This is a genomic window from Ekhidna sp., assembly GCF_965227465.1.
Classification (GTDB): domain Bacteria; phylum Bacteroidota; class Bacteroidia; order Cytophagales; family Cyclobacteriaceae; genus Ekhidna.
In genome coordinates, this window is sequence record NZ_OZ245746.1 from 205664 (window position 1) to 227951 (window position 22288).

Consider the following 22288-nt stretch of genomic DNA (forward strand, 5'->3'; position numbering starts at 1 on the left):
ATTGGTAATAGGTAGAGTGGGAAGTTAGGAAATATCAGGTAATTGCCACTTAAACTTGACTGCAAGTATTCGGAATGAACCAATAAATACGACAGTTATTAGAATATTCCATCCTTGTTCTAGCCCTATTTTTTGCATGATTACATACAGAATGCCACCACAAAGACACGTAAGTGCATATATTTCTTTTCTGAAAATAAGTGGTATTTCGTTGCAGACAATATCCCGTAGAACACCACCAAAAACGGCGGATACCATCCCCATCAGAATAGCAATGATGGGATGAACGCCAAGTGTTAATGCTTTTTGAAGACCTAAGACGGTGAAGACTGCAATCCCAACAGTATCAAACATGAAGAAGGTTCTTCTCAATTTCAACACGACTTTGCCAAATAGTAAGGAAATTAGGATGCCAGAACCGATCATGGTGATATATATCAGGTCTTCCATCCAGCCAACGGGAGTGCTTCCCAGCAATACATCTCTGACAGTACCACCTCCAATAGCAGTTATTAAACCAACGGCAGCAATTCCGAAGAAATCAAGTTTCTTGTCTCTCCCGGCAAGAGCTCCTGAGATGGCAAATACCATTGTTCCGACAATGTCTATGAAATAGAGAATAGTCACATGGCGAAAGTAGCTACTTTCAAAATTCTAGTTATGCTGATCCATCATAATTTGGTTGCCATCTGGGTCCATCATAATAATATGTTCGGGCCCTTTAGTTGATTTATCTGCCTCTTTGATCAACTTTATCCCATTTGCCTTTAGTTTTTTTTGAATGCTTCGAACATCTTTCGGATTAAACGTCATAATTGATTCTTCAAACATGCCATGAAAAAGGCCAATCACGACACTATCTGATCTTAAAATTCTCCATGCTGTATTTTCTCCATCCGGAAATCCTTCATTCATATGACCTCCGTCAATGATGTTAAATCCTAGTTTTTGGTAAAAATCTAAACTTGCTTCCATATTCTTAACAGGAAGACTTAAAGAGAACTGTCCTAAATCCATTTGCTTAATAATTTGATTAGGACTCAATTATCGCACAATGTTTCCTTAATGGACTCATACTATTGGGTGATTTTATCAAATCGCTTTGATTACAATATCCATTACATAATGGACAACTCCCAACCAAAGAATGTCTCTGCTACGATAAGCGGTGTATAGAATGAATGTAGTCAGGCACCCGGTTAATACGAAAAAGATGAGGATATGGCTAGCAGGATCACCCTCAGCAATAGAGCCGGGAACATGAGCAAAAGCAAACAAGACAGCAGGGATGCCAATAGCCCATTTGATCCCTGTTGCCCATTTTAATCGTACGAACAGAAAGGCGAGTGCCACGTTTTCAAAGAAGATAGCCGGAAAATTGGATAACGTTTTCAATTGTATGGATGATCTTGCTATTTCAGGGATTCTAGCCCATTCTCCTCTTAGTCCGGTAAAGACTAAAATACCAATGATTGATGCTATCAATCCAAATAGAAGCTTCCTTTCAATGCTTTTAAAAGATATAAAAATGGTCTTTAGAGATTGTCTTCTGATAATGAGTATTAAAAAGATAGGAGAAAAGATGATTACATTGTTTAACGGCCAAATAACTACTTGATTAAATATTGTGCTCTCCGATCTTGGTATTAGGTAACCTGCTGAGTATAGCTGACCAATACCCATGATAGCAATACACGCGGATAGTCCTATCCATAAATCAATCCATGGTCTGGATGTGGATTTAATTGACTCCAGAGGCCATGACTTTCCCTTTTTATCTAGCCAAAACCATGCGATACAGATACTTAGGTACGCAAGAGTAAGTGGTAAAATAAAAAATGAGTTTGACTGCATAATCGTTTCCATGGTGATTAGTTATTTGAGTTATTAAGGATTTGGCCATAGGTCGTTACGGAGTGTCCCATCTCCTCCAGGAATCGTTGAATGTGGGTGACATGGGCACTCCCTACAGTGAGTAATACCTTTCGAGCACCATTGACCTGTGCGGTCTCAACGATACGCTCAGCCATCACTTTATTTCTATTAAGCCAATAAGCTTTAATGAATTTGGCTTCTTCCGATTTCGGAAGCCGCTGAGGGAGATTATCAATGAGTGAACTGAATGCATCTTGAAATTCAGGACTGTTAATGAATTCAATGAGTTGCCCCGTTTTTTCTGCTTTTTTATAACGTTTCTGTGTTTTTAAATAAATCCTTAGGGGTTTCCACTTTAAGCTGAAAAACAGTCTTTTTAGGACCTTGTTGTTAGCTGACATGAATTCACCTTCACCATCCCTATAATCAATGCCATATAAATAAGGTATTCCTAGTTTTTGAGCTGCTGGGAAAATCATTAACCCAAACTCTGAATTCGATTGGTCTTTGTGATATTTTGAGAATCCTTGAGACGAATCTCCACTTAGAATTTTAAGATGCCATTGATAATAGGCATTCCAAAAGTCATAGTTAGCATAGTATGTTGCTCCGACATCAGCGATGGAGTATGCCCTTAGGCTATCCTTTAGCTTATCGGCTCTTTTCATCGTGTTCGGCCAAATTTCCTGAAGACTAAGGGTGTCATTCACAGGAATTGATTCAATGCAAAAAATGTCAGGATTGAGTTCTAAAATGAAATCCTGGACAGCACCAAAGTTTTGAATGGTTTGATAATCAGGGTTGAAATAATGAGCGGTTCCAATGATGGTCACATTCAGTTGATCTTGACCGGAAGCCAGCACGGAGATACCAATGAGTATTGACGCCAGTATGTTTTTCATGATTGCTCTTTTTATTCAAAAGACGTTCATGAGAGAATTCATTTTTTAAAGATTGTCTGTAATCCTGATTTCAATGTCTTAAATCAGGGTATTTTGAAATCAGTAATGCAAATTGGATTGCTTGAAACAGCTATATTGATGTCTGAAATCTGATATCATGTGGCTATCGATAAATTATGATTTGCTCAAAAACTGGAAGGCTGTAATAGGAACTTCAGTAACGGTGGTATTGATCTATCAGGTACTTGTTTATTTTCACCCTGAAAATCTGGGGTGGACCGAGAGTAAATATTTTTCCTGGTCTAATCTATTTCAGTTTGTGGTGATTGATCAGATGATGATTGAGTGCATTACAGTGACAATCATTTTCTTCCTTATCAGGAAATATGCTCAGATTTTTTCACTCGATCAGCTCAAGCTGAGACCTAAAGAACTATTGCTCTATGAACTTAAATTTCTACCGATTCTTTTAGTAGCATTTTTTGTATTCGCCCCCTTTACCTTGACGGTACGATTCCTTTATCACACACTTCCTGATCCTAATTTGCAGGAGTATTTCACGGAATATTTTTACAGTGCACAACTCTATATTGTTTATTTATTTCCTTCATTGCTATTTGGCTATGGAATATTGAATGTGAATTTGATAGTTCTGTACAACCAGCAACTAAATGAGACAAAAACAAACCTGATTAAGGAAAAGAATCGAAAAAAGAAAGAGCGGCTATGGGCATCTGATGAGTTTGGGGAAGTATTCCTGGATGTTGAACGAATCAGGTGGGCAGTCCGAGCTGATCGAAAGACTTTTGCGATCACAGAATCTGAAAAGTATCGGTTAAAAGAAAACATTTCACAGTTAGAGGAAATGTTAAACCCGGAGCAATTTTTACGTATCAACAGAAGTACGATTGTAAACCTGGAATGGGTTTTGAACTATTCCTTTTGGGAAAATGATAAATATATCCTACGAATGAAAGATGATGATCAAACGGAGTTTGTCATGTCCAGAGATAGGTTGAATAAGATTAAAGCACGTCTGCTCAGTCTTCAAGAAACCTAATATTCCTTTTCAAACCCTCAAACTTTGTCCGCTTCACTGCGGACTTCTTAAAGACTTTTTGAAAGACTTCTTCCGTCATTTCCTGCCAGTCCTTTTTCGAGAAATCTTCCCAGCCTTGTGGTTGAAATGCCGGTTCTGAGTGTGGTTTTGAAAACCGATTCCATGGACATACATCCTGGCAGATATCACAACCAAAAGCCCATCCTTCCATTTTGTTTTTAAACTCAAGAGGTATTTCTTCCTTTAGCTCTATTGTTAGATAAGAAATACAACGGCTGCCATCTACAACATAGGGCTCTGGTATTGCGTCCGTGGGGCACGCATCCTGGCATGCCGTACAGGTACCGCAGTAATCTTTCATTGGTCCATCTGGTTCCAATTCCAGATCAATGATGAGTTCAGCCAAAAAAAAGAAGCTTCCCATCTCCCGATTTAGGAGTAATGAATTTTTACCAACCCATCCTAACCCACTTTTAGCGGCCCATGCACGTTCATGCACCGGGGCAGAATCCACAAAGACCCGGCCGTCTACTTCGCCAATTTCCTCCTGAATTCTGTTCATGAAAGTCTTCAACTTGTCCTTGATCACAAAGTGATAATCCTGTCCGTAAGCGTATTTTGCAATTTTCGGTTTATCCTCTGATTGGTGGATTTTTTCGGGATAATAATTGTAAACCAGCGATACTACAGATTTTGCTCCAGGTACGAGTTTAGTAGGATCCAGTCGTTTGTCAAAATGATTTTCCAGGTAACTCATCTTACCCTGATATCCACGCTTCAGCCATTCTTCTACCTTATTCGCTTCTTCTTCTAAGAATTCCGCTTTGGAAATTCCACAAAAGCTAAATCCAATCTCTTTTGCCCACACCTTAATATTTTGTGTGCCTGGCGTGAATGACGAACTGTTCATCTAATAAGCCATTTATGGAAATATCCTCGTAGTTAAATTGATCATCAAATTAAACCTAATAATTATGTTAAAAGAATTTAAAGAATTTATCATGAAAGGCAACATCCTTGATTTGGCCGTTGCTGTTATTATTGGAGCTGCCTTCAAGACGGTTATTAGCTCATTTGTCAATGATATTTTAATGCCTCCAATTGGGATGGCGCTAGGGGGTGTAGATTTTTCTGACCTAAGATATACCATACAGGAAGCATCGGACGGTGTGGAAGCAGTAGCTATTAATTATGGAGCTTTTACACAGACATTGATTGATTTTCTAATCATCGCATTTGTGATCTTCATGGTATTAAAGGCTTATAATTCCATGCAGAAGAAAAAAGAAGAAGCTCCTGCTGCGCCTCCGACACCATCCAATGAGGAGGTTTTGCTAGGTGAAATCAGAGATTTACTCAAAAAGTGATTTTATAGGATTACAAAAAAGCCTGTCGGAAATGATAGGTTTTTTTTAAATCTATATACTAGACTTCAGCATGGTTGCTTGCCAATATTCTGTTGCAGGAAATTGAAGTATCTATGCGGGATCAGTAATCTTGAGTGTCGGATGTTTGCATCGATAATTAAATAATTAGAGATGAAATACATATCAAAAATTAAGGAAGCAGAAATTACGCTATCAAAAATGGATATACTAATAACAAATGCAGCTGTACTCGCCTACTACACACTGGTTACTTTTGCTTTACATACCTTAATTCAATCCATTTAAGACTATCTGGAAGCTTGAAATAGGAGCTAAATCTGTTCAATTAGAAGCAATCAATTCTTATATATTAATGCAAAATATTGAAGTATTTATGCAAAATTATAAAGTATGATTCCGTCAATTTTGAATTTCCTAAAGATTCAAGACTAATTATTTAGGCGAGTAAAGGAGCGTTAAGCTCTTAGCACCTTGGGTTTGGGGACCCAGTTGCTTTATAAGAAAGATAATAATGGTGAGTAAGCAAGTAAACTTGCGCGATGGTGTCCCGACAGTGGTGTGTCGGGACTTTTTTATTTATTCAAAACCGGCTCTTCACCAATATATTTTTCATACTGCTTTTTGAACATGGTTACATTGGTCATACCAATTGCTTTTGCAGCATCTGTTAGTGTCCCAACTTTATTCAGGTTGATTAGTTGAGCGGCATATTGGTATTTGATTTTTTTTACGAACTCAAGAGGAGTAATATTCAATGCTACTTTGAATACCTGAAAGAGTTTCCTTTGGCTAACTGCTATTTCACTTGCCAGATCCTGAATTCCAAACAGGGTGTTGTCAATGTTTTTTATCACTAATGTTTCTAACTGCCTGATCATTTCCTTTCTGGTATTTTCCGGGTCAAAATGGGAGAATGTTCTAGCAACACTGTTTTCCTCGCCTTTCTTTTTTAATAGGTGATGTACTCGGATTTTGAGCTCTTTTGTGTCAAAAGGTTTAGGAAGAACATGTTCTACGTCATGGTCTAATGCTCTCTCAAGTTGCTCTTTGCCTACTCTGCTAGAAACAATAAGACAAGGGATGTCTTTGTATTTAGTCTCTTGCATTTTTTCAATTAACTCAAACCCGTCCATCACTGGCATAGCCAGGTCAATGATGATCAAATTGATGTCACGTTCCTTTAATTTTTCAAGTGCCTGCCTGCCATCAGCAGCTTCATGAATTCGAAAATCCTTTCTTAATATTTCCGAAATAAGTAATCTAATATCCGGATTATCATCCACAATAAGTACGGAGCTCTGATTTTCAGATGGCAATGTTTCTGCTTGTGCTTCTGATACTTCATTGTGCTTAAGTTGATCTTTTATCCAACTATCTTTCAATACTTCATGATCACCGTTTGTTTTAAGCATGGGAATTCTCACTTCGAATGTAGCCCCCTTCTTGCTTCGGTTATAAGCAGAAATGGTACCTTCATGAAGCGTCACAATTTCCTTGGCTATTGCAAGACCAATACCAAGTCCCTCTCTTTTGGTATTCAGTTCATCACTTGTATAAAAGCGATTAAACATTTGCTCAGTCTTTGAGGGATCAATTCCTGGCCCTTCATCAGATACCAGGATACAGATATCCTCTTCGTCCCTTTTGCATTCAATTTCAATTTTGGTATTAGGTTGGGCAAAATCCAGTGCATTTGAAACGAGATTGAAAAGGACTTTTTCAAAGTGCCAGGTATCCAGCATGATCCATTCAGTATCGTCCAATGACGATTTCATTTCAAGTGCAACACCTTTTGCTTCTGCAGTTGGTTTGAAAATAGTAATGAACTCATCAATGAATTCATTAAGATAGCATTTCGATTTGTTAAGTTTTAGCAACCCCTCATCAAGCCTAATTAATTCTCGGATTTCACTTGAAAGATTATTTAAACTATGACTGAATCGTTGGATCGCTTTTAATTTATCCATCGTGTCTAATGGAAGTACATCCTCATGTTCTGCTAAAAGCATATCAGTGAGTCCTAAAATAATGGCAATAGGGTTTTTTAAATCATGAGAAACATTCGCGAAAAACGTTGACTTTGCCTTATCTAGTTCAGAAAGCTTTTCATAACTCTCCCTCAGCTCTTTCTCAGTTTGAGACAAGCGAATTACATTCTTCACTCTTGCCTGGAATTCTAGTTTAATGAAGGGCTTGGATAAGAAATCGTGTACTCCTGCTTTAAAAGACTCTGATAAATCTTCCGGTTTTTTCATCACAGCTGTTACCATAATGATAGGTATATGTGTGAGAGCTTCATCAGCCTTTACCGCCTCGACTAATTCATACCCGTCCATTACAGGCATTTCCCAGTCTGTTAAGATTAATTTAGGAATGTATTTTTTGGCTAATTTCAGTCCAATTTTGCCATTTGGAGCTGTGAGTGCATGTTTATGCAATCCTAATTCTTTTAGCTCATCGATAATAATCTTGAGATTGTCAGGGTTGTCATCGATGACCAGAATACTTGTATTTGACTCAGTTTGATTCATGCGCCGATGTGGTGGTTAAAAATTCACCTAACTTTTGTTTGAATTCAGCTATTCCGTTTTGATCATATTCAGTTACCAGCTGCATGAGTTGATCACATATTGATTTAGTGCTGCTGCTCTTTTCTAAAAGTGAGTCGACTAACTCTGACCACTTACCTGCCTCATAAACTTCCAATTCGTTTATTTTTCCTGCTATTCCTTCCCAAACAAGATAATCTTCATCTTTGAAATTAAAGAATGTTTGATCGTTTAATTGATCGCTGATCATGCTTGCGCCCTTACTCACCATAGGTAGTATAAAAGAAAAAACACTGCCCTTGCCTTTGGTAGAATCTACCTCCATTTTTTGTCCATGTGCATGTATGGCGAGCTTGCAAAAAGAGAGCCCTAGACCAGTAGAAGAAGCTCCTCCAAAGGATCGAGCTTCAGATTGTTCAAATTGTTCAAATATTTTTTTTAGATCCTGTGTTGGGATGCCATCACCATAATCTTTTACAGATACTTTGATTCCTGCAATGGATTCACTTGTCTGGATTTCAACAGGGGAATTGAAATGAGAATATTTAATGGCATTCGATATCAGGTTGTTTAGCACACGATGAATGAGCTGCTGATCGGCCTGTACCCTGTATTTCCGATTCATTTTGTTCATTATTTGAATATTTCGTTCTTCTGCAACGGGCTTTAGCTCATCTATAACCTCATTGATGGTTTCTGATATTTCAAAATCGGTGATATCTAACTTCATTTTCGATTTTTCAAAACGAAGAACATCGAGCATGTTTTCTATCAGATTGAGCATGTGTTTGCCTGAACGATCAATTTGTTTGATGTCATCGTTCTTGTCTCCATCCACTCTTCTGATAATCGAGACAAGAGGATTTTTAAGATCATGTGCGATCATACTTACCATTGATTCCTTGAAATGCTCCAATTCTTTTTGTTTATCGTAGGCCTTTTGAAGATCCTTATTTTTCTGTGCAATAGTATGTGTTCTGTCTGCCACTTTTTTCTCAAGAATCAATTGATTCCTCTTAAGAGCGTTCACCCGAGATTTGTAATAAAGAATACCAACGAGTAGGATCAGCAAAATGGAGGATATTCTAAATGTCCATGTTTCGTACCATGGGGGAGGGATAAAGAAGTTTATTGTAATTGCGTCGGGATTCCATATTTTGTCACTATTAGTACTCCGAACTTTGAGGATATGACTGCCGTGATCTAAAGCAAAAAACTCCAAACTGTTTTGATTATTCAGCTGATGCCAATTTTGGTCATCATCTAGCATGTAAGAATATGAGACATTAGATTTTCTTGCCGGATTTATTGTGGCGAATTGAAAGGTCAGGCGCTGGTCATACGGAAGCACTATTTCCTTTTCTAAAGATTCATGCTTCCTATCTTCTATCAGGATATTTCTTAAGACCAACTTAGGGAAAGTTGCCTGCACTTTTACTTCATTTGGATTGAAAAAGGTGATGCCGTTTTTGCCCCCGAAGTAGAAATACCCGTCCGCATCCTCCATGTAAGCCTCCAGGTTATAATCATCACTACCTAATCCATCTTTCATTGTGTAGTTTTTGAATGAATTGTTTATAGGGTTGAAGTGGCTTAACCCATTATTCGTGGAAATCCAATATGTGCCTGTTTTTGTTTTTAGCATCCCCATGGTTGAATTATTACTTAGCCCATCAGATTCTGTCCAGTGGGAAAAGCTTTTTGATGCAGGGTTAAAGTAATTAAGTCCTCCTCCTAAGGTGGTTAACCAGTAATTATCGCCATCAGGATATAGATGAAGTACCTTGAAATTGTTTAGGCTTGATTTTTTTTTAGCGTCCGGAACAAATGATTCAAATGTTTTAGTATCATAATTATACCTATTGAGTCCCCCACCATAGGTGCATACCCATAATCCACTTTCATCTTCCATGAAGGATGTAATGTGATTGTCTGAAAGCGAGGTAGTATCTCCAGGTATACTTCGTATGTGTTTGAAGTCATCAGTTTCTGGCTGATAAATATTAATACCTTCTCCATAAGTACCAATCCAGATTGTTCCTTTACTATCCTCAAAAATCGCTGTAATAATATTCATGCTTAACTTATTGCCATACAGCGAAGATTTATATCGTTTAAATATTCCATTATTTCGATCGAAGATGTTGAGACCTCCACCCCAGGTCCCTACCCAAAACCGGCCTTTCGAATCCTCATACAGGATCCTTATCCAGTTGTGACTGACACTTTGAAGGTTATCAGGATCATGTACATATCGCTTGAACTTGGCCGGGTTATTTGACTCCATCAGATTTAATCCCCCACCAAATGTTCCCATCCAAAAATTGTCAGACTTGTCCCTATACATACAGTAGACGTTGTTATTTGACAAAGAGCCTTCATCACCTGGATTATTTTTGATAAAGTGAAAAGGACTTCTTACAAGTTTTTGAAAACCCTTCATGTAATACCCTACATATGTAACGCCATTGGAGCCATGAAAAACAGTGCTAACATCATTATCTGAAATGCTGAATTGCGTATTAGGATCGTGCAAATAATGATGAAAAAATCGTTGGTCAGGATCAAAAATGGAAATGCCTTCAGTGGCGCTTCCAATCCATATTTTTCCATCTTTAGCTTCTGTCACAGACTTAATTCGGTCTCCGGCTCGATAGGAAGGGTGTAGGTTTTTAACTTCCTGAAAAGAATCCCCATTTTTTTCTTTAAACCATAGACCATTTTCGTCAGTACCCACCCAGATATTCCCATTGCTATCCACCAGAATGTCCCATGCTGAATTTATTTCTGCTAGCACCTTTTCGGCTTCAGAATGTTTTTGATTCCATCGAAACACACCTTTATCTTCAGTAGCTACCCATAGATATCCATTAGGGTCAATCTCAATATCCATCACTTTACTATTGGGGAATGCACTAATTTTTTTGAAAATCTTAGTTTTGGCATCAAACTCATAGATACCATCCCCTTCAGTTCCAACCAATAATTTTTCTCTTTCTGTTTCAACAATTGTCTTGATGGCCAGCGTAGAGGCCCCTTCTTTAAGAATGTAATTTTCAAAGCTGTTGCTACTTCGGTCAAATAAGCTAAGGCTTGCCTTCGTTCCAACCCACAATCGGTTGCTGTTATCCTCAAAAAATGTCCAAACAGAATTATCCGGAATAGTTGTGGAATCACCAAATTGATGTGTGAAAGACTCAAAATCATATCCATCAAATCGATTGATCCCACCAAAATTGGCAATCCAAACCATATCCTCACTATCCTGGAAAATCTTATTTGTGCTGCTTTGATTTAATCCATCGGATTTGAAAAATGACTCGAATGTGAAGCTAGGAGCCACAGAAAAATCTTGACTATTTGCCAGACTGGCTGATAGTATACAAACAATCATTAAAAGTGACCTTATAGCTTTGTTTATGGCCATACTCTTCGATTTATTACTATTTGATCTCTCTTAATCAACAAATTTGAGATAGAACAATGCGGATATTATAAGTATTTCGACAAGAATGCTAAGTATTGCTTCTAGATCTTTGAAATAAAAATAATAAAACCATGCACAGGACAACAGAACATCATATGGGTAAGGTATTAATAATTGCTCTTTACGCGATAGTTTTAGTTCTTTCTACGTTTATTTAGTAGAAATTTTATACCTCCTCATTTTGGTGTTTCCTAGACCCCAAAAGTTGGAGCGAGTGTAACTGTTCCGCCTGCAATCTTGGCATTGGTGTGTGATCCGGGGTTGTGTGTATGATTGGGATCACATTCGTTAGCGAAATCTTGTGATTTATGATGGATAAATAGAACGGTTCCTAAGATATCAGTTTCATTCTGAGTGCCCACACTCCATAAATCTGTTTGTAGTTCAAACTCACCATTACCATTCTCATCTACCTGAATGTTCCCAACATCACCTGCAAATGGTTTTAACCATACTCTGCCCATACTCTCGACTTCACAAAAGGCAACAAATTTCCCTTGATTCCAATGTCGGTCTGGCTCTTCTAGCGTGCCCATGTGAAGATGCATTGCATGGGCTGTATTGGGCTCCATATCATTTACTGTTAGTTCAAAGGTGGTTATTCCATCCTGATAAGCGAATGTTGCAAATCCCATTTGCTCGCCTAATTCATAGGTTACACCGTCTTCAGAGTCTACCCAGAATATAGCTGCATTAGCTAAAACCAAGGGTCCAGGCTCGGGTGCCGGATCATCACTTTTGCAACCAATAGATGTCAGGATCAGTAACAGCAGAATACGAGTTAATTTCATTTGAAAATCTTTTATGATTAACAATTCACAAAAATTAAACCATTAAAACAATGATCCGGTTTGTGAAGGAGGTAAAATATCCAAGTGTTTGTAAGCTAGTTCTGTAGCTTCCCGTCCCCGAGAAGTACGTTTGATGTATCCTTCTTGTATCAGAAAAGGTTCATATACTTCTTCAATGGTCTCGGATTCTTCCCCGCATGCCGTAGCAATTGTACTTAACCCGACAGGACCACCTTTGAATTTGTTGATAATAGTGGAGAGAATTCGATTATCCATCTCATCGAGACCATGATCATCTACATCCAGTGCTTTAAGGGCCATTTTTGAAATATCCAATGTTATGGCTCCATCTCCTTTAATTTGTGCAAAATCTCTGGTCCTCCTTAGTAGATTATTTGCAATTCGAGGGGTTCCCCTGCTTCTGCGGGCAATTTCATAGGCAGCTTCCTGATCTATTACTGAATTGAGTATGTCAGCAGACCTGCCAACAATTGTTGTTAGCAACTTGGAATCATAATATTCCAGCCTTGAATTGATTCCAAACCTGGCTCTTAAAGGAGAGGTTAACAGCCCGGATCGTGTCGTAGCGCCAATTAGTGTAAATGGATTTAATTCGATTTGTACAGAACGCGCATTAGGCCCTGAGTCCAGCATGATATCTATCCGGTAATCCTCCATTGCGGAATACAAATATTCTTCTACTACCGGGTTGAGTCGATGAATTTCATCAATGAAAAGCACATCGTGCGGTTCAAGGTTGGTCAGCAAACCTGCCAGTTCGCTAGCCTTATCGAGGACAGGGCCGGAGGTTACTTTGATGTTTGATTGCAGTTCATTTGCGATAATGAACGAAAGCGTTGTTTTGCCCAATCCAGGAGGACCATGTAGTAGAACATGATCGAGTGGTTCTGTTCGCTGTTTTGCAGCTTCAACGAATATTTTCAAGTTTTCAACTACTTTATGCTGCCCAGTGAAGTCTGAAAATGAAAGGGGTCTTAATGCCTTTTCAAATTCTTTTTCTGAGGATTCCATTCCCTCACCGTCTGCCTGTAGATAGTCTTCTCTCATGAGCCTCAAATATAACTCACAAAGAGATTGAAGTGCGATTGAATTAGTTTTGTGATTAGATAAAGACGAATGAATAAAAAGCGACTACTCATTTTTGGCATAGGACTGGCCATCGCATTTGTAATTGTCTCATACCTCAGGAAAGATGCTCCTCGGCAACATCATATTGCCGGGCAAACCATGGGTGCGATCATTTACAATGTCAAGTACATTGGCTCACTGCAAGAGGGATTGGATGAAGAAATCGCAGAGGAGTTGGTTTCGTTTAATGAATCGCTTTCCACCTACATCCCTTCATCTGAAATTTCAAGACTTAATGAAAGTGGTACGTTGCGGTACGAGTCTAAGTATTTTTGGCCCGTGCTTGAAAAAAGCAAAGAAATTTTTAAAGCAACAGATGGTACATTCGATCCGAGTATTGGTCCTTTGGTTCAAGCCTGGGGGTTTGGTCCCAACAAGCAGCTTCCTAATCTTGATTCTGCACAAATTGATTCGCTGAAGTCAATAATTGGCTTTGATAAAGTGAGTTTTGATGAGCAACAAGTAGAATTACCTTCCAATTTTCAAATAGATTTCAGTGCGATAGCGAAGGGATATGCTGTAGATGTTGTTAGCGAATTATTAGAATCAAAAGGGATTGATGATTACCTGGTCGAAATAGGAGGAGAGGTACGCTGCAGGGGTCGAAATGAAGATGATAAACCATGGTCGCTGGGTATAGAAGATCCTACAGTCTCGCAATCAGAACAGCAATTGATGGCTATTGTGAGACTTAGAAATTTATCTTTAGCAACTTCAGGTAATTATCGAAATTATTATGAAAAGGACGGAGAGGTTTATGCTCATATCATAGACCCTCGGACTGGGTATACAGCTAAACATAATTTGCTGAGTGCATCAGTTTTTGCGAATGATTGCATGACCGCAGATGCATATGCAACGGCTTTTATGGTACTTGGACTAGAGTATTCAAAAGAGGTAATTTCCGCTGAAGGTTTGGACGCTATATTAATCTATCGATCAAAAAATGGTATTGAAAGTTTTGTTTCAGAGGGGATTCGACCATTTTTGGAGATGAACACTGCTACAGGGAATTAAAAAAGTAAATAAGTAGTTAGAACCCTTGTAAAGTTGACAACCTAAACCCTACATGCTTCTTACAATAATCATTCTAATCGCATGCACACTTATAGGGGGCTTGAGCTTGAACCTCATCCCCGGAATGCGGAAGAACCTGAGGCTACCACTCATTTTTGCCGGTTCCTACTTATTTGCTATTACCATCATTCACATTATTCCCGAACTGTTTTCTGTAAGTGCAAATCCATCTAAAATCGGATTGTTTGTTTTGGTGGGATTTTTTATGCAGCAGTTTCTCGAATATTTTTCTTCCGGAGTAGAACATGGACATGTGCATACGAATAAGGCGGTATCGACTAGCGGAAGATTTTCAATTATCACTGCCTTAATGATTCATTCACTTTTAGAAGGAACTTTACTAACACATGATTCACCTTTTCATGAAAAACACGAGTCGTATTCTTTATTACTTGGAATCGTATTGCATAAAATGCCAGCTGCCTTCGCTTTAATGGCAACTATGCAGGGCTTAGGGAAAAGAGCGGTTTACCTGCTGGTTCTATTTAGCCTGGCATCTCCAATTGGTCTCTTATTAAGTGACTTTGTGTTGTTATCACAAGAAGCTGTTCTCATAGTTTTTGCAGTCGTTTGTGGGAGTTTTCTCCATATTTCTACCACCATTTTTGTGGAAGCGAGCCCTGAGCATCATTTTGGATTAAATAAGATATTGATAAGTATTTCGGGAGCATTACTTGCCATTCTGGTAGAGTTTATGATTTGATTCCCAAGGAGAGAAATAATATTTTTTCTACCTTTCACCCATGCGAATCTTGCTACTTTCAGCTTTAATCATAATGCCCATTCTTTCACAAAGCTGGGGTTTTTTCGCTCATCAAAAAATCAATAGGCTAGCAGTATTCACCTTACCTCCGGAATTGATTGGGTTTTATAAGGAAAATATTCAGTACATAACGGAAAAAGCAGTAAATCCGGATATGAGGCGATATGCCGTGAAGGAAGAGGCGGCCAGACATTACATAGATGTAGATGTCTATGGGGATTCAGCGGTTTATAAGATGCCGCGTTACTGGAGTGAGGCTGTTGAAAAATACTCAGAGGATACCTTACAAGCATACGGTATCGTGCCCTATCATATAAATAGAATGTCTTTTTGGTTGATTAAAGCATTTCAGAATAAAGATGCGGCTCAAATTCTGAGACTTTCTTCTGATGTGGGCCATTACATAGCGGATGCGAATGTTCCGTTGCACACTACCGAAAATTATAATGGTCAGTTAACCAATCAATACGGAATCCATGGATTTTGGGAGTCGAGGCTCCCAGAGCTTTTTTTTGAGAATTATGATTTGCTTTCCGGCAAAGCTGAATACGTAGAGAATTTGCAATTATATGCATGGGATGCGGTAGTAAAAGCTCATGAAGCGCTGGATTCTGTTTTTATGTTTGAGAAACAACTTACAAGGCGCTATCCTGAATCAAAAAAATATGGATATGAAGAAAGAGGTAATGCGACAATCAGAACCTACACATTTGATTTCTCTTCCGATTATCACAGAAGATTGAATGGGATGGTCGAAAGAAGAATGAGGGCTTCAATAAAAATGGTTGGCGACTTCTGGTTTACGTGTTGGGTTAAGGCAGGGCAACCAGATCTAGGTCAAATCATGAATGGTATAGAGCTTCAAGACTCAGTGTTTGTTGTGAGACCAGAGGTTAAACTAAGAAATCATGAAGCCGGAATAGATAATTGACCTAGACAATTAGATTAAGAAGATCCGATCGATCATTTAAATACTCCCCAAAAAACTGTTTCTCTTTCATTCGTTCCATGAGCACCGAGAGGTCTCGTTTATCCTTCAGCTCTATACCCACCACAGCAGCACCTGTTTCTCTGGAGTTTTTTTTGGTGTACTCGAAATGAGTGATATCATCTTTAGGACCGAGTATGTCCGCTACAAATTCTTTAAGTGCTCCTGCTCGCTGTGGAAATCGTACAACAAAGTAATGCTTTAACCCCTTGTAGAGTAACGCCCGTTCTTTGATTTCTTCCATGCGGGTGATGTCATTATTGCTACCGCTTACCAGGCATACTACATTCTTCCCTTTGATTCTATCGGAAAGTTGATCAAGCGCTGAGAGTGTAAGTGCTCCTGCTGGCTCGACAACAATCGCATCTCTGTTGTACAACTCGAGCATGGTTTCACAAATCTTTCCTTCATGCACGATCAACATCTCATCAATCACTTCTTTACATATTTCAAAAGTGAGATCACCCACTTTTTGAACTGCAGCCCCATCCACAAATTTTTCAATGTGATCTAAAGCGATATTTTCACCATTCTCCAGAGATGTTTTCATAGAAGGAGCTCCCGCAGGTTCTACACCGATTATTTTAGTGGCAGGAGAAAGTGTTTTGATTACACTACCCACACCAGCCGCCAGTCCACCTCCTCCAACTGGTAGTAGTAAATAGTCGATTGGTTCATGTGATTGTTTTATTAATTCAAGGCCTATTGTGCCTTGTCCTTCGATCACTTTTGGATCATCAAATGGATGAATGAATGTAGTATTACTTTTTTCGCAAAATGCAAGAGCGTTTTCTTTGGATTGATCGAAAGTGTCTCCTATTAGCCGAATTTCAACGTACTCCTTACCAAACATTCTAACCTGTTGCACTTTTTGCAAAGGAGTGGTTGAAGGCATAAATATCACGCCATTCACTTTAAGTCTTTGACAGGAAAGTGCTACTCCCTGGGCATGATTTCCTGCACTCGCACACACCACTCCATAAGCCAATTCTTTTGACGATAATGAACGCATTTTATTATAAGCTCCCCTGATCTTGTAAGATCTTACAGATTGCAAATCCTCACGCTTCAGCAAAATAGTAGCCTCATATTGCTCTGAATAATTGAGGTTAGGCAACAAAGGTGTAAGGCTAGCTACTTCTTTTAAGTAGCCGGTCGCCCTTTGCACTTCATGAAGAGAGATGTGTTGAGTGGTTGCTTGCACTAATTATTTGTTTTCAGGTCTAAGCTTGCGGACAGCTGCACCAGCCTTCCACATTTCTGATTCACTAAGTTCTTTGAGTTCTCTCTCAAGTCCCACACGATAATCATCTCTCTCATTAGCCTCAATTGTGATCTTTGCTTCATTTGCAGTGGCCACACTTTCATAGAGATCATCAAAAACCGGATATACGGCATCTCGGAATTTTTTCCACCAGTCTAGTGCTCCCCTTTGAGCAGTGGTGGAGCAGTTGGCATACATCCAATCCATTCCATTTTCTGCAATAAGCGGATATAAGGATTGTGTGGCTTCTTCTACAGTTTCATTAAAAGCCTCAGAAGGAGAGTGGCCTTTTTTTCTAAGTAAATCGTACTGAGCAGCAAATAATCCTTGGATTGCTCCCATAAGACTACCTCGCTCACCTGTTAAATCACTATATACTTCCCTTTTGAAATCAGTCTCAAACAGGTACCCTGAACCTACCCCAATTCCCAGAGCTATTACCCGATCTCTAGCTTTACCTGTAGCATCCTGATGAATCGCGAAAGAAGAATTCAAACCCTTTCCCGCAACGAACAGTCTCCTGAGCGAAGTGCCAGATCCCTTTGGAGCTACAAGAATCACATCTACATCATGAGGAGGAATGATGCCAGTCTGATCTTTATACGTAATGCCAAATCCGTGAGAGAAGTAGAGTGCCTTGCCTGGAGTAAGATTATTTTTGACTGTCTCCCACTGTGCAATTTGTCCTGCATCTGAGAGGAGGTATTGGATGATGCTACCTTTTTTACAGGCTTCTCCAATTTCAAATAGATCTACACCTTCTTTGAATCCATCTTTTTTAGCTTTTTCCCATGATTGACCTCCTTTTCTTTGACCTATGATAACGTTAAAGCCATTGTCTTTCAGATTGAGTGCCTGACCGGGACCTTGCACTCCATAACCTATAATAGCGATGGTCTCATCTTTTAATACTTCTCTTGCCTTTTCCAGGGGAAATTCTTCTCGGGTAACTACTTCTTCTAGTGTTCCTCCAAAATCAATTTTTGCCATGTCTCTATTTTTATTCGTGTTAAAATTCTTTGATACTTAAAGTGTTAGACTGTGAGGTTTCCAATTCTTGAATGAATGCCTCAGTTCGCCTTTTAGATTTAGAAATTGCCACTCTACCAGAGCGTGCAAATTCCAGAATGTCATAAGGCTTCAGGATTTCATACAATTCATGTGTTTCTTGCTTGGTGCCTGTCTTTTCTATTACAATCTGATTTTCCTCAATTGCAATAATCTTAGCTCCATACTGCCTTATGAGTTTCTCTAAAAGCCCGTTTCTCTGAAATACCTCGAGGGAAAGCTTATAAAGTGCTATTTCCTGATAGTAGATCTGATCTTCATCATATAGGAAGGCACCCAATACATCTACTAGCTTGCGAATCTGTTTGATAACTTTTTCTAAATCTGATTTGCTAGCCGTGGCTGCTATGGTATATCTACTCACGCCCTCAACTTCAGTAGTTGAAACATTGAGGCTATTTATGTTAATCTTTCTTCGGCTCAGAATGATTGTGAGCTTATTCAAAAGACCTGGTTTATTCTCTGTCAAAACAGATATGGTATATTCTTTAGGCTCCATTAGTCCAGTCTTATTTTGGATACACAACTTCCCGAAGGGACCATCGGAAATACATTTTCCTCCTTTTCTACCACAACTTCCAAGAGGCTCGGGCCTTCTGGATTTAGCCACTGATTAAATGCTTCATCCAAATCTTCTCTTTCGTGTACTCGTTGTGAAGGAATTCGATAGCCCTCAGCAATCTTTATAAAGTCAGGGTTATCCATCTCAGTAAATGAATATCTTCTATCAAAAAAAAGTTGTTGCCACTGACGTACCATTCCTAGAAAACTATTGTTGAGAATTAGAATTTTTACTCCTATTTGATATTGCATGATTACTCCCAATTCTTGTATGGTCATCTGAAATCCACCATCTCCTATGATTGCGATTACTTCACGATTGGATTTGCCTATTTTGGCACCAATTGCAGCAGGTAAACAAAACCCCATAGTTCCTAATCCACCTGAAGTGATGTGACTTTTGACTTGATCAAACTTGTAGTACCTACCCGCCATCATTTGATGTTGACCTACATCCGTCACCACAATGGATTTTCCTTGAGTTTTTTCAGATAGCTTATGAATCACTTCTGCCATGGTCATCAATTTGGATTTAGGCTGTATTGATTTCCTGATTGCCTTATCCATTTCAACCATATCACATTCGCGGAATTCTTTAAGCCACTCATCGTGAGATTTTTTGTCTACTAAAGGAAGTAGTGACTGAAGAGCTTGTTTGGCATCTCCATTGATGGCCACATCAGCGGGAATGTTCTTGTTAATCTCTGCTGGGTCCAATTCAATATGAATCACTTTTGCTTGCTTGGCATAAGTATTCACATCTCCGGTTACTCGATCATCGAATCGCATTCCAATCGCGATAAAAACATCACATTCATTGGTTTTTAGATTGGGGCCATAGTTTCCATGCATTCCGGTATAGCCTACATAGAGTGGGTGCCTAGTTGAAAAAGCAGATAGACCAAGTAGGGTAGAAGCTGCAGGAATACCTGTTTTTTCTATGAACGCTTTAAGCTCTTTTTCAGCTCCTGACAGAATCACTCCTTGGCCAAAGAGGAGATAAGGTTTCTTTGCTTTATTTATTAGCTCTGCAGCAGCTCTCAGTGGTTCTTCGTTTAACTCTGGATACGGCTGGTAGCTTCTAATTCTCTCGCATGGTTCGTAAGTAAAGTCAAAAAAAGCTTGCTGTGCATCTTTTGTGATATCGATCAATACAGGTCCCGGGCGTCCGGATTGAGCGATATAGAAAGCTTTGGCAAGTGCCTCTGGGATTTCTTCTGGTCTTGTTACCTGAAAATTCCACTTTGTGACGGGCATAGATATACCTATGATATCCGTTTCTTGAAATGCATCACTGCCAAGCAGGTGACTCGCTACTTGTCCTGTGATACAAACAATTGGTGTTGAATCAATTTGAGCATCAGTTATTCCTGTAATGAGGTTTGTAGCACCAGGGCCAGATGTTGCAAGGCAAACACCCACCTTCCCGGAGCTTCTAGCAAACCCCTGAGCCGAATGGATGGCTCCTTGCTCGTGTCGCACAAGTACGTGCTTCAGTTGAGCTTCATAATCATAAAGCGCATCGTATACAGGCATAATCGCACCACCTGGGTAACCAAAAATTGTATTTACTCCCTCATTGATAAGGCATCTCAGAATCGCTTCAGAGCCTGATAGTCTTTCTGATTCTATTTTCTTTTTTGAGTTTTTTACTAGTACTTCCATATCAATAATCTGTTATGCACCCTTGAGATGCGGATGAAACCACCTTGGCGTATTTGTACAAGACTCCTCTATCTACTTTTAATGAAGGGGCTTTCCAGTTGGCTTTCCTTTTCGCTAACTCTTCATCACTTATTTCCAATCGAATGCTTCTTTTTTCGGCATCTATGGTAATGGTGTCACCGGTATTTACAAGCGCAATGGCTCCTCCTTCTTGAGCTTCAGGTGAGATGTGACCCACGACGAATCCGTGTGTTCCTCCTGAAAATCTACCATCAGTAATTAGAGCTACTTCTTTACCTAGACCAGCTCCCATAATGGCAGCAGTGGGTTTTAGCATTTCAGGCATACCTGGACCTCCTTTAGGACCTTCATACCGAATAACTATCACATCGCCTTTCTCTATATCTCCATTTTGGATGCTATCATTTGCCGAATACTCCCCGTCATATACTTTCGCCTTACCCGTAAATTGTAGGCCTTCTTTTCCGGTGATCTTGGCGACAGCTCCTTCTTCAGCCAGGTTACCATGCAGAATCTGGATGTGACCTGAAGATTTTATTGGTTGATCTATAGGGTGAATAATCTTCTGGTCAAAAGAAAGGTCAGGAACTGTAGAAACATTCTCTCTGAGCGTATTTCCTGTCACTGTCATACAGCTACCATCTATCATACCTAGCTCAATAAGATATTTTAGAACGACAGGCATTCCGCCCATTTTATGAATGTCCTCCATTAGGTATTTACCGCTTGGCTTTAGGTCAGCTAAAAAAGGCGTACGATCACTTATTCTTTGAAAATCAGAAAGACTAAAGTCTACTCCGGCTGCATCGGCAATAGCTAGAAAATGTAATACTGCATTTGTTGAACCGCCGAGGACTGTTAGCAGGGTCACGGCATTTTCTATGGATGTTTTTGAAACTATATCTGACGGTTTCAAATCTCTTTCGAGAAGCGTCATTATACATTCACCGGCCTTTTCACTTTCACTAATTTTTTCCTTCCCTACAGCAGGATTAGAAGAATTGTAAGGCAAGGACATTCCCAGAGCCTCAATGGCAGAAGCCATCGTATTTGCTGTATACATACCTCCGCAGGCTCCAGCTCCAGGGCAGGCATTTTCAATTACCTGTTGGAATTCCTCTTCCTCAATTTTTCCCGATACTTTCTTACCCCAGGCTTCAAATGCTGAAACTACATCTAGCTTTTTATCATTTACACAGCCGGAAGCAATCGTTCCTCCGTAAACTAATATTGATGGGCGATTTAACCTTAGCATTGACATCAATGCTCCTGGCATATTCTTATCACAACCAACTACGGTGACCAGGCCATCATAGCTCATACCTCTCACAACAGTTTCCATCGAGTCGGCTATCAGATCACGAGAAGGGAGAGAATAGCGCATGCCGGGGGTTCCCATTGATATTCCATCACTTACACCAATTGTGTTGAAGATCAATCCATTTCCACCAGATGTATTTACTCCTTTTTTTACATGAAGAGCAAGGTCATTTAAGTGCATATTGCATGGATTCCCTTCGAAACCTGTGCTTCCAATACCTACCAATGGTTTTTTAAGATCGTCCTTGCTCAAACCAATAGCATGCAACATGGCCTGTGCTGCTGGTTGTGAGGGATCTTGTGTGACTACTTTGCTGTATTTGTTTAGTTCTTTCATAAAAAAGTATGAAAAAACCCTTC

Annotated in this window: 20 protein-coding genes; 6 read left to right on the top strand and 14 right to left on the bottom strand. The window is 39.3% G+C overall.

Translation table 11 applies throughout. The features are described from left to right. Nucleotides 1-24 precede the first annotated feature (24 nt). The 4 genes from ACO05G_RS00895 to ACO05G_RS00910 form a co-directional block, all read right to left on the bottom strand. On the bottom strand, nt 25-627 hold the full coding sequence (locus ACO05G_RS00895) for a trimeric intracellular cation channel family protein (RefSeq protein WP_348280182.1): 603 nt from the start codon (nt 625-627) through the stop codon (nt 25-27). 27 nt (nt 628-654) lie between these two features. Next, nucleotides 655-1017 (bottom strand): VOC family protein, encoded by a 363-nt coding sequence (locus tag ACO05G_RS00900; RefSeq protein WP_421764271.1) that lies wholly within the window; start codon nt 1015-1017, stop codon nt 655-657. A gap of 75 nt (nt 1018-1092) precedes the next feature. Then, nucleotides 1093-1866, bottom strand: coding sequence for a type II CAAX prenyl endopeptidase Rce1 family protein (locus tag ACO05G_RS00905; protein ID WP_421764272.1), 774 nt, complete (start codon nt 1864-1866; stop codon nt 1093-1095). A gap of 5 nt (nt 1867-1871) precedes the next feature. After that, a complete protein-coding gene (locus ACO05G_RS00910; RefSeq protein ID WP_421764273.1) occupies nt 1872-2777 on the bottom strand; it encodes a DUF5694 domain-containing protein in 906 nt (301 codons plus the stop codon). Nucleotides 2778-2934: 157 nt separating this feature from the next. On the opposite strand from ACO05G_RS00910, the gene ACO05G_RS00915 reads away from it, so the two are divergent. Further along, the gene (locus tag ACO05G_RS00915) at nt 2935-3837 is read left to right on the top strand and encodes a LytTR family DNA-binding domain-containing protein (RefSeq protein WP_421764275.1); all 903 of its coding nucleotides are present in this window, start codon (nt 2935-2937) and stop codon (nt 3835-3837) included. On the opposite strand, the gene queG is transcribed toward ACO05G_RS00915, so the two are convergent. Then, the gene (gene queG / locus ACO05G_RS00920; protein WP_421764276.1) at nt 3818-4747 is read right to left on the bottom strand and encodes a tRNA epoxyqueuosine(34) reductase QueG; all 930 of its coding nucleotides are present in this window, start codon (nt 4745-4747) and stop codon (nt 3818-3820) included. The genes ACO05G_RS00915 and queG overlap by 20 nt on opposite strands. 64 nt (nt 4748-4811) lie before the next feature. Here queG and mscL point away from each other — a divergent pair, with 64 nt between their 5' ends. Then, nucleotides 4812-5204 carry a large-conductance mechanosensitive channel protein MscL gene (gene mscL, locus ACO05G_RS00925; protein WP_421764277.1) on the top strand — a complete coding sequence of 131 codons (393 nt, stop codon included), beginning with the start codon at nt 4812-4814 and terminating at the stop codon, nt 5202-5204. Nucleotides 5205-5375: 171 nt separating this feature from the next. After that, nucleotides 5376-5510, top strand: a complete 135-nt coding sequence (locus ACO05G_RS00930) for a hypothetical protein (RefSeq protein ID WP_421764278.1) — start codon at nt 5376-5378, stop codon at nt 5508-5510. A gap of 287 nt (nt 5511-5797) precedes the next feature. Here ACO05G_RS00930 and ACO05G_RS00935 read toward each other — a convergent pair whose 3' ends face one another. The 4 genes from ACO05G_RS00935 to ruvB all read right to left on the bottom strand — a co-directional run bounded on the left by ACO05G_RS00935 (nt 5798) and on the right by ruvB (nt 13120). After that, nucleotides 5798-7756, bottom strand: a complete 1959-nt coding sequence (locus ACO05G_RS00935) for a response regulator (protein WP_421764279.1) — start codon at nt 7754-7756, stop codon at nt 5798-5800. Further along, complete coding sequence (locus ACO05G_RS00940; RefSeq protein WP_421764280.1) at nt 7743-11201, bottom strand: two-component regulator propeller domain-containing protein; 3459 nt, start codon at nt 11199-11201, stop codon at nt 7743-7745. Before ACO05G_RS00940 ends, ACO05G_RS00935 begins: the two co-directional genes overlap by 14 nt. A gap of 251 nt (nt 11202-11452) precedes the next feature. Then, a complete protein-coding gene (locus tag ACO05G_RS00945; protein WP_421764281.1) occupies nt 11453-12052 on the bottom strand; it encodes a superoxide dismutase family protein in 600 nt (199 codons plus the stop codon). A 42-nt stretch (nt 12053-12094) separates the two neighbouring features. Further along, nucleotides 12095-13120 carry a Holliday junction branch migration DNA helicase RuvB gene (gene ruvB, locus ACO05G_RS00950; RefSeq protein ID WP_348280189.1) on the bottom strand — a complete coding sequence of 342 codons (1026 nt, stop codon included), beginning with the start codon at nt 13118-13120 and terminating at the stop codon, nt 12095-12097. Between the two features lie 69 nt (nt 13121-13189). Here ruvB and ACO05G_RS00955 point away from each other — a divergent pair, with 69 nt between their 5' ends. From ACO05G_RS00955 to ACO05G_RS00965, 3 genes are read left to right on the top strand one after another with little or no spacing between them, the layout of a single operon-like run. Next, nucleotides 13190-14218: an FAD:protein FMN transferase gene (locus ACO05G_RS00955; RefSeq protein ID WP_421764282.1), complete on the top strand. Its 1029-nt coding sequence runs from the start codon at nt 13190-13192 to the stop codon at nt 14216-14218. A 52-nt stretch (nt 14219-14270) separates the two neighbouring features. Beyond that, complete coding sequence (locus ACO05G_RS00960; protein WP_421764283.1) at nt 14271-14981, top strand: zinc permease; 711 nt, start codon at nt 14271-14273, stop codon at nt 14979-14981. Between the two features lie 40 nt (nt 14982-15021). Next, entirely contained in the window at nt 15022-15972 is a 951-nt protein-coding gene (locus ACO05G_RS00965) for a zinc dependent phospholipase C family protein (protein ID WP_421764284.1), read from the top strand. Between the two features lies 1 nt (nt 15973). Here ACO05G_RS00965 and ilvA read toward each other — a convergent pair whose 3' ends face one another. From ilvA to ilvD, 5 genes are read right to left on the bottom strand one after another with little or no spacing between them, the layout of a single operon-like run. After that, nucleotides 15974-17233, bottom strand: coding sequence for a threonine ammonia-lyase (gene ilvA / locus ACO05G_RS00970; protein WP_421764285.1), 1260 nt, complete (start codon nt 17231-17233; stop codon nt 15974-15976). Between the two features lie 3 nt (nt 17234-17236). Next, nucleotides 17237-18283, bottom strand: coding sequence for a ketol-acid reductoisomerase (ilvC, locus tag ACO05G_RS00975; RefSeq protein WP_421764286.1), 1047 nt, complete (start codon nt 18281-18283; stop codon nt 17237-17239). 19 nt (nt 18284-18302) lie between these two features. Then, the gene (gene ilvN / locus ACO05G_RS00980) at nt 18303-18860 is read right to left on the bottom strand and encodes an acetolactate synthase small subunit (protein ID WP_421764287.1); all 558 of its coding nucleotides are present in this window, start codon (nt 18858-18860) and stop codon (nt 18303-18305) included. Then, the gene (gene ilvB, locus ACO05G_RS00985; protein ID WP_421764288.1) at nt 18860-20587 is read right to left on the bottom strand and encodes a biosynthetic-type acetolactate synthase large subunit; all 1728 of its coding nucleotides are present in this window, start codon (nt 20585-20587) and stop codon (nt 18860-18862) included. Before ilvB ends, ilvN begins: the two co-directional genes overlap by 1 nt. Before the next feature lies 1 nt (nt 20588). Further along, complete coding sequence (gene ilvD / locus ACO05G_RS00990) at nt 20589-22265, bottom strand: dihydroxy-acid dehydratase (RefSeq protein ID WP_421764289.1); 1677 nt, start codon at nt 22263-22265, stop codon at nt 20589-20591. Between the last annotated feature and the right edge of the window lie 23 nt (nt 22266-22288).

What these genes read in the sequence shown, in the direction of transcription:
- ACO05G_RS00900 (WP_421764271.1), bottom strand. Translation starts at nt 1,017, where the DNA reads ATGGATTTAGGACAGTTCTCTTTAAGTCTTCCTGTTAAGAATATGGAA.
- ACO05G_RS00905 (WP_421764272.1), bottom strand. Translation starts at nt 1,866, where the DNA reads ATGGAAACGATTATGCAGTCAAACTCATTTTTTATTTTACCACTTACT.
- ACO05G_RS00910 (WP_421764273.1), bottom strand. Translation starts at nt 2,777, where the DNA reads ATGAAAAACATACTGGCGTCAATACTCATTGGTATCTCCGTGCTGGCT.
- ACO05G_RS00915 (WP_421764275.1), top strand. Translation starts at nt 2,935, where the DNA reads ATGTGGCTATCGATAAATTATGATTTGCTCAAAAACTGGAAGGCTGTA.
- queG (WP_421764276.1), bottom strand. Translation starts at nt 4,747, where the DNA reads ATGAACAGTTCGTCATTCACGCCAGGCACACAAAATATTAAGGTGTGG.
- mscL (WP_421764277.1), top strand. Translation starts at nt 4,812, where the DNA reads ATGTTAAAAGAATTTAAAGAATTTATCATGAAAGGCAACATCCTTGAT.
- ACO05G_RS00930 (WP_421764278.1), top strand. Translation starts at nt 5,376, where the DNA reads ATGAAATACATATCAAAAATTAAGGAAGCAGAAATTACGCTATCAAAA.
- ACO05G_RS00935 (WP_421764279.1), bottom strand. Translation starts at nt 7,756, where the DNA reads ATGAATCAAACTGAGTCAAATACAAGTATTCTGGTCATCGATGACAAC.
- ACO05G_RS00940 (WP_421764280.1), bottom strand. Translation starts at nt 11,201, where the DNA reads ATGGCCATAAACAAAGCTATAAGGTCACTTTTAATGATTGTTTGTATA.
- ACO05G_RS00945 (WP_421764281.1), bottom strand. Translation starts at nt 12,052, where the DNA reads ATGAAATTAACTCGTATTCTGCTGTTACTGATCCTGACATCTATTGGT.
- ruvB (WP_348280189.1), bottom strand. Translation starts at nt 13,120, where the DNA reads ATGAGAGAAGACTATCTACAGGCAGACGGTGAGGGAATGGAATCCTCA.
- ACO05G_RS00955 (WP_421764282.1), top strand. Translation starts at nt 13,190, where the DNA reads ATGAATAAAAAGCGACTACTCATTTTTGGCATAGGACTGGCCATCGCA.
- ACO05G_RS00960 (WP_421764283.1), top strand. Translation starts at nt 14,271, where the DNA reads ATGCTTCTTACAATAATCATTCTAATCGCATGCACACTTATAGGGGGC.
- ACO05G_RS00965 (WP_421764284.1), top strand. Translation starts at nt 15,022, where the DNA reads ATGCGAATCTTGCTACTTTCAGCTTTAATCATAATGCCCATTCTTTCA.
- ilvC (WP_421764286.1), bottom strand. Translation starts at nt 18,283, where the DNA reads ATGGCAAAAATTGATTTTGGAGGAACACTAGAAGAAGTAGTTACCCGA.
- ilvN (WP_421764287.1), bottom strand. Translation starts at nt 18,860, where the DNA reads ATGGAGCCTAAAGAATATACCATATCTGTTTTGACAGAGAATAAACCA.
- ilvB (WP_421764288.1), bottom strand. Translation starts at nt 20,587, where the DNA reads ATGGAAGTACTAGTAAAAAACTCAAAAAAGAAAATAGAATCAGAAAGA.
- ilvD (WP_421764289.1), bottom strand. Translation starts at nt 22,265, where the DNA reads ATGAAAGAACTAAACAAATACAGCAAAGTAGTCACACAAGATCCCTCA.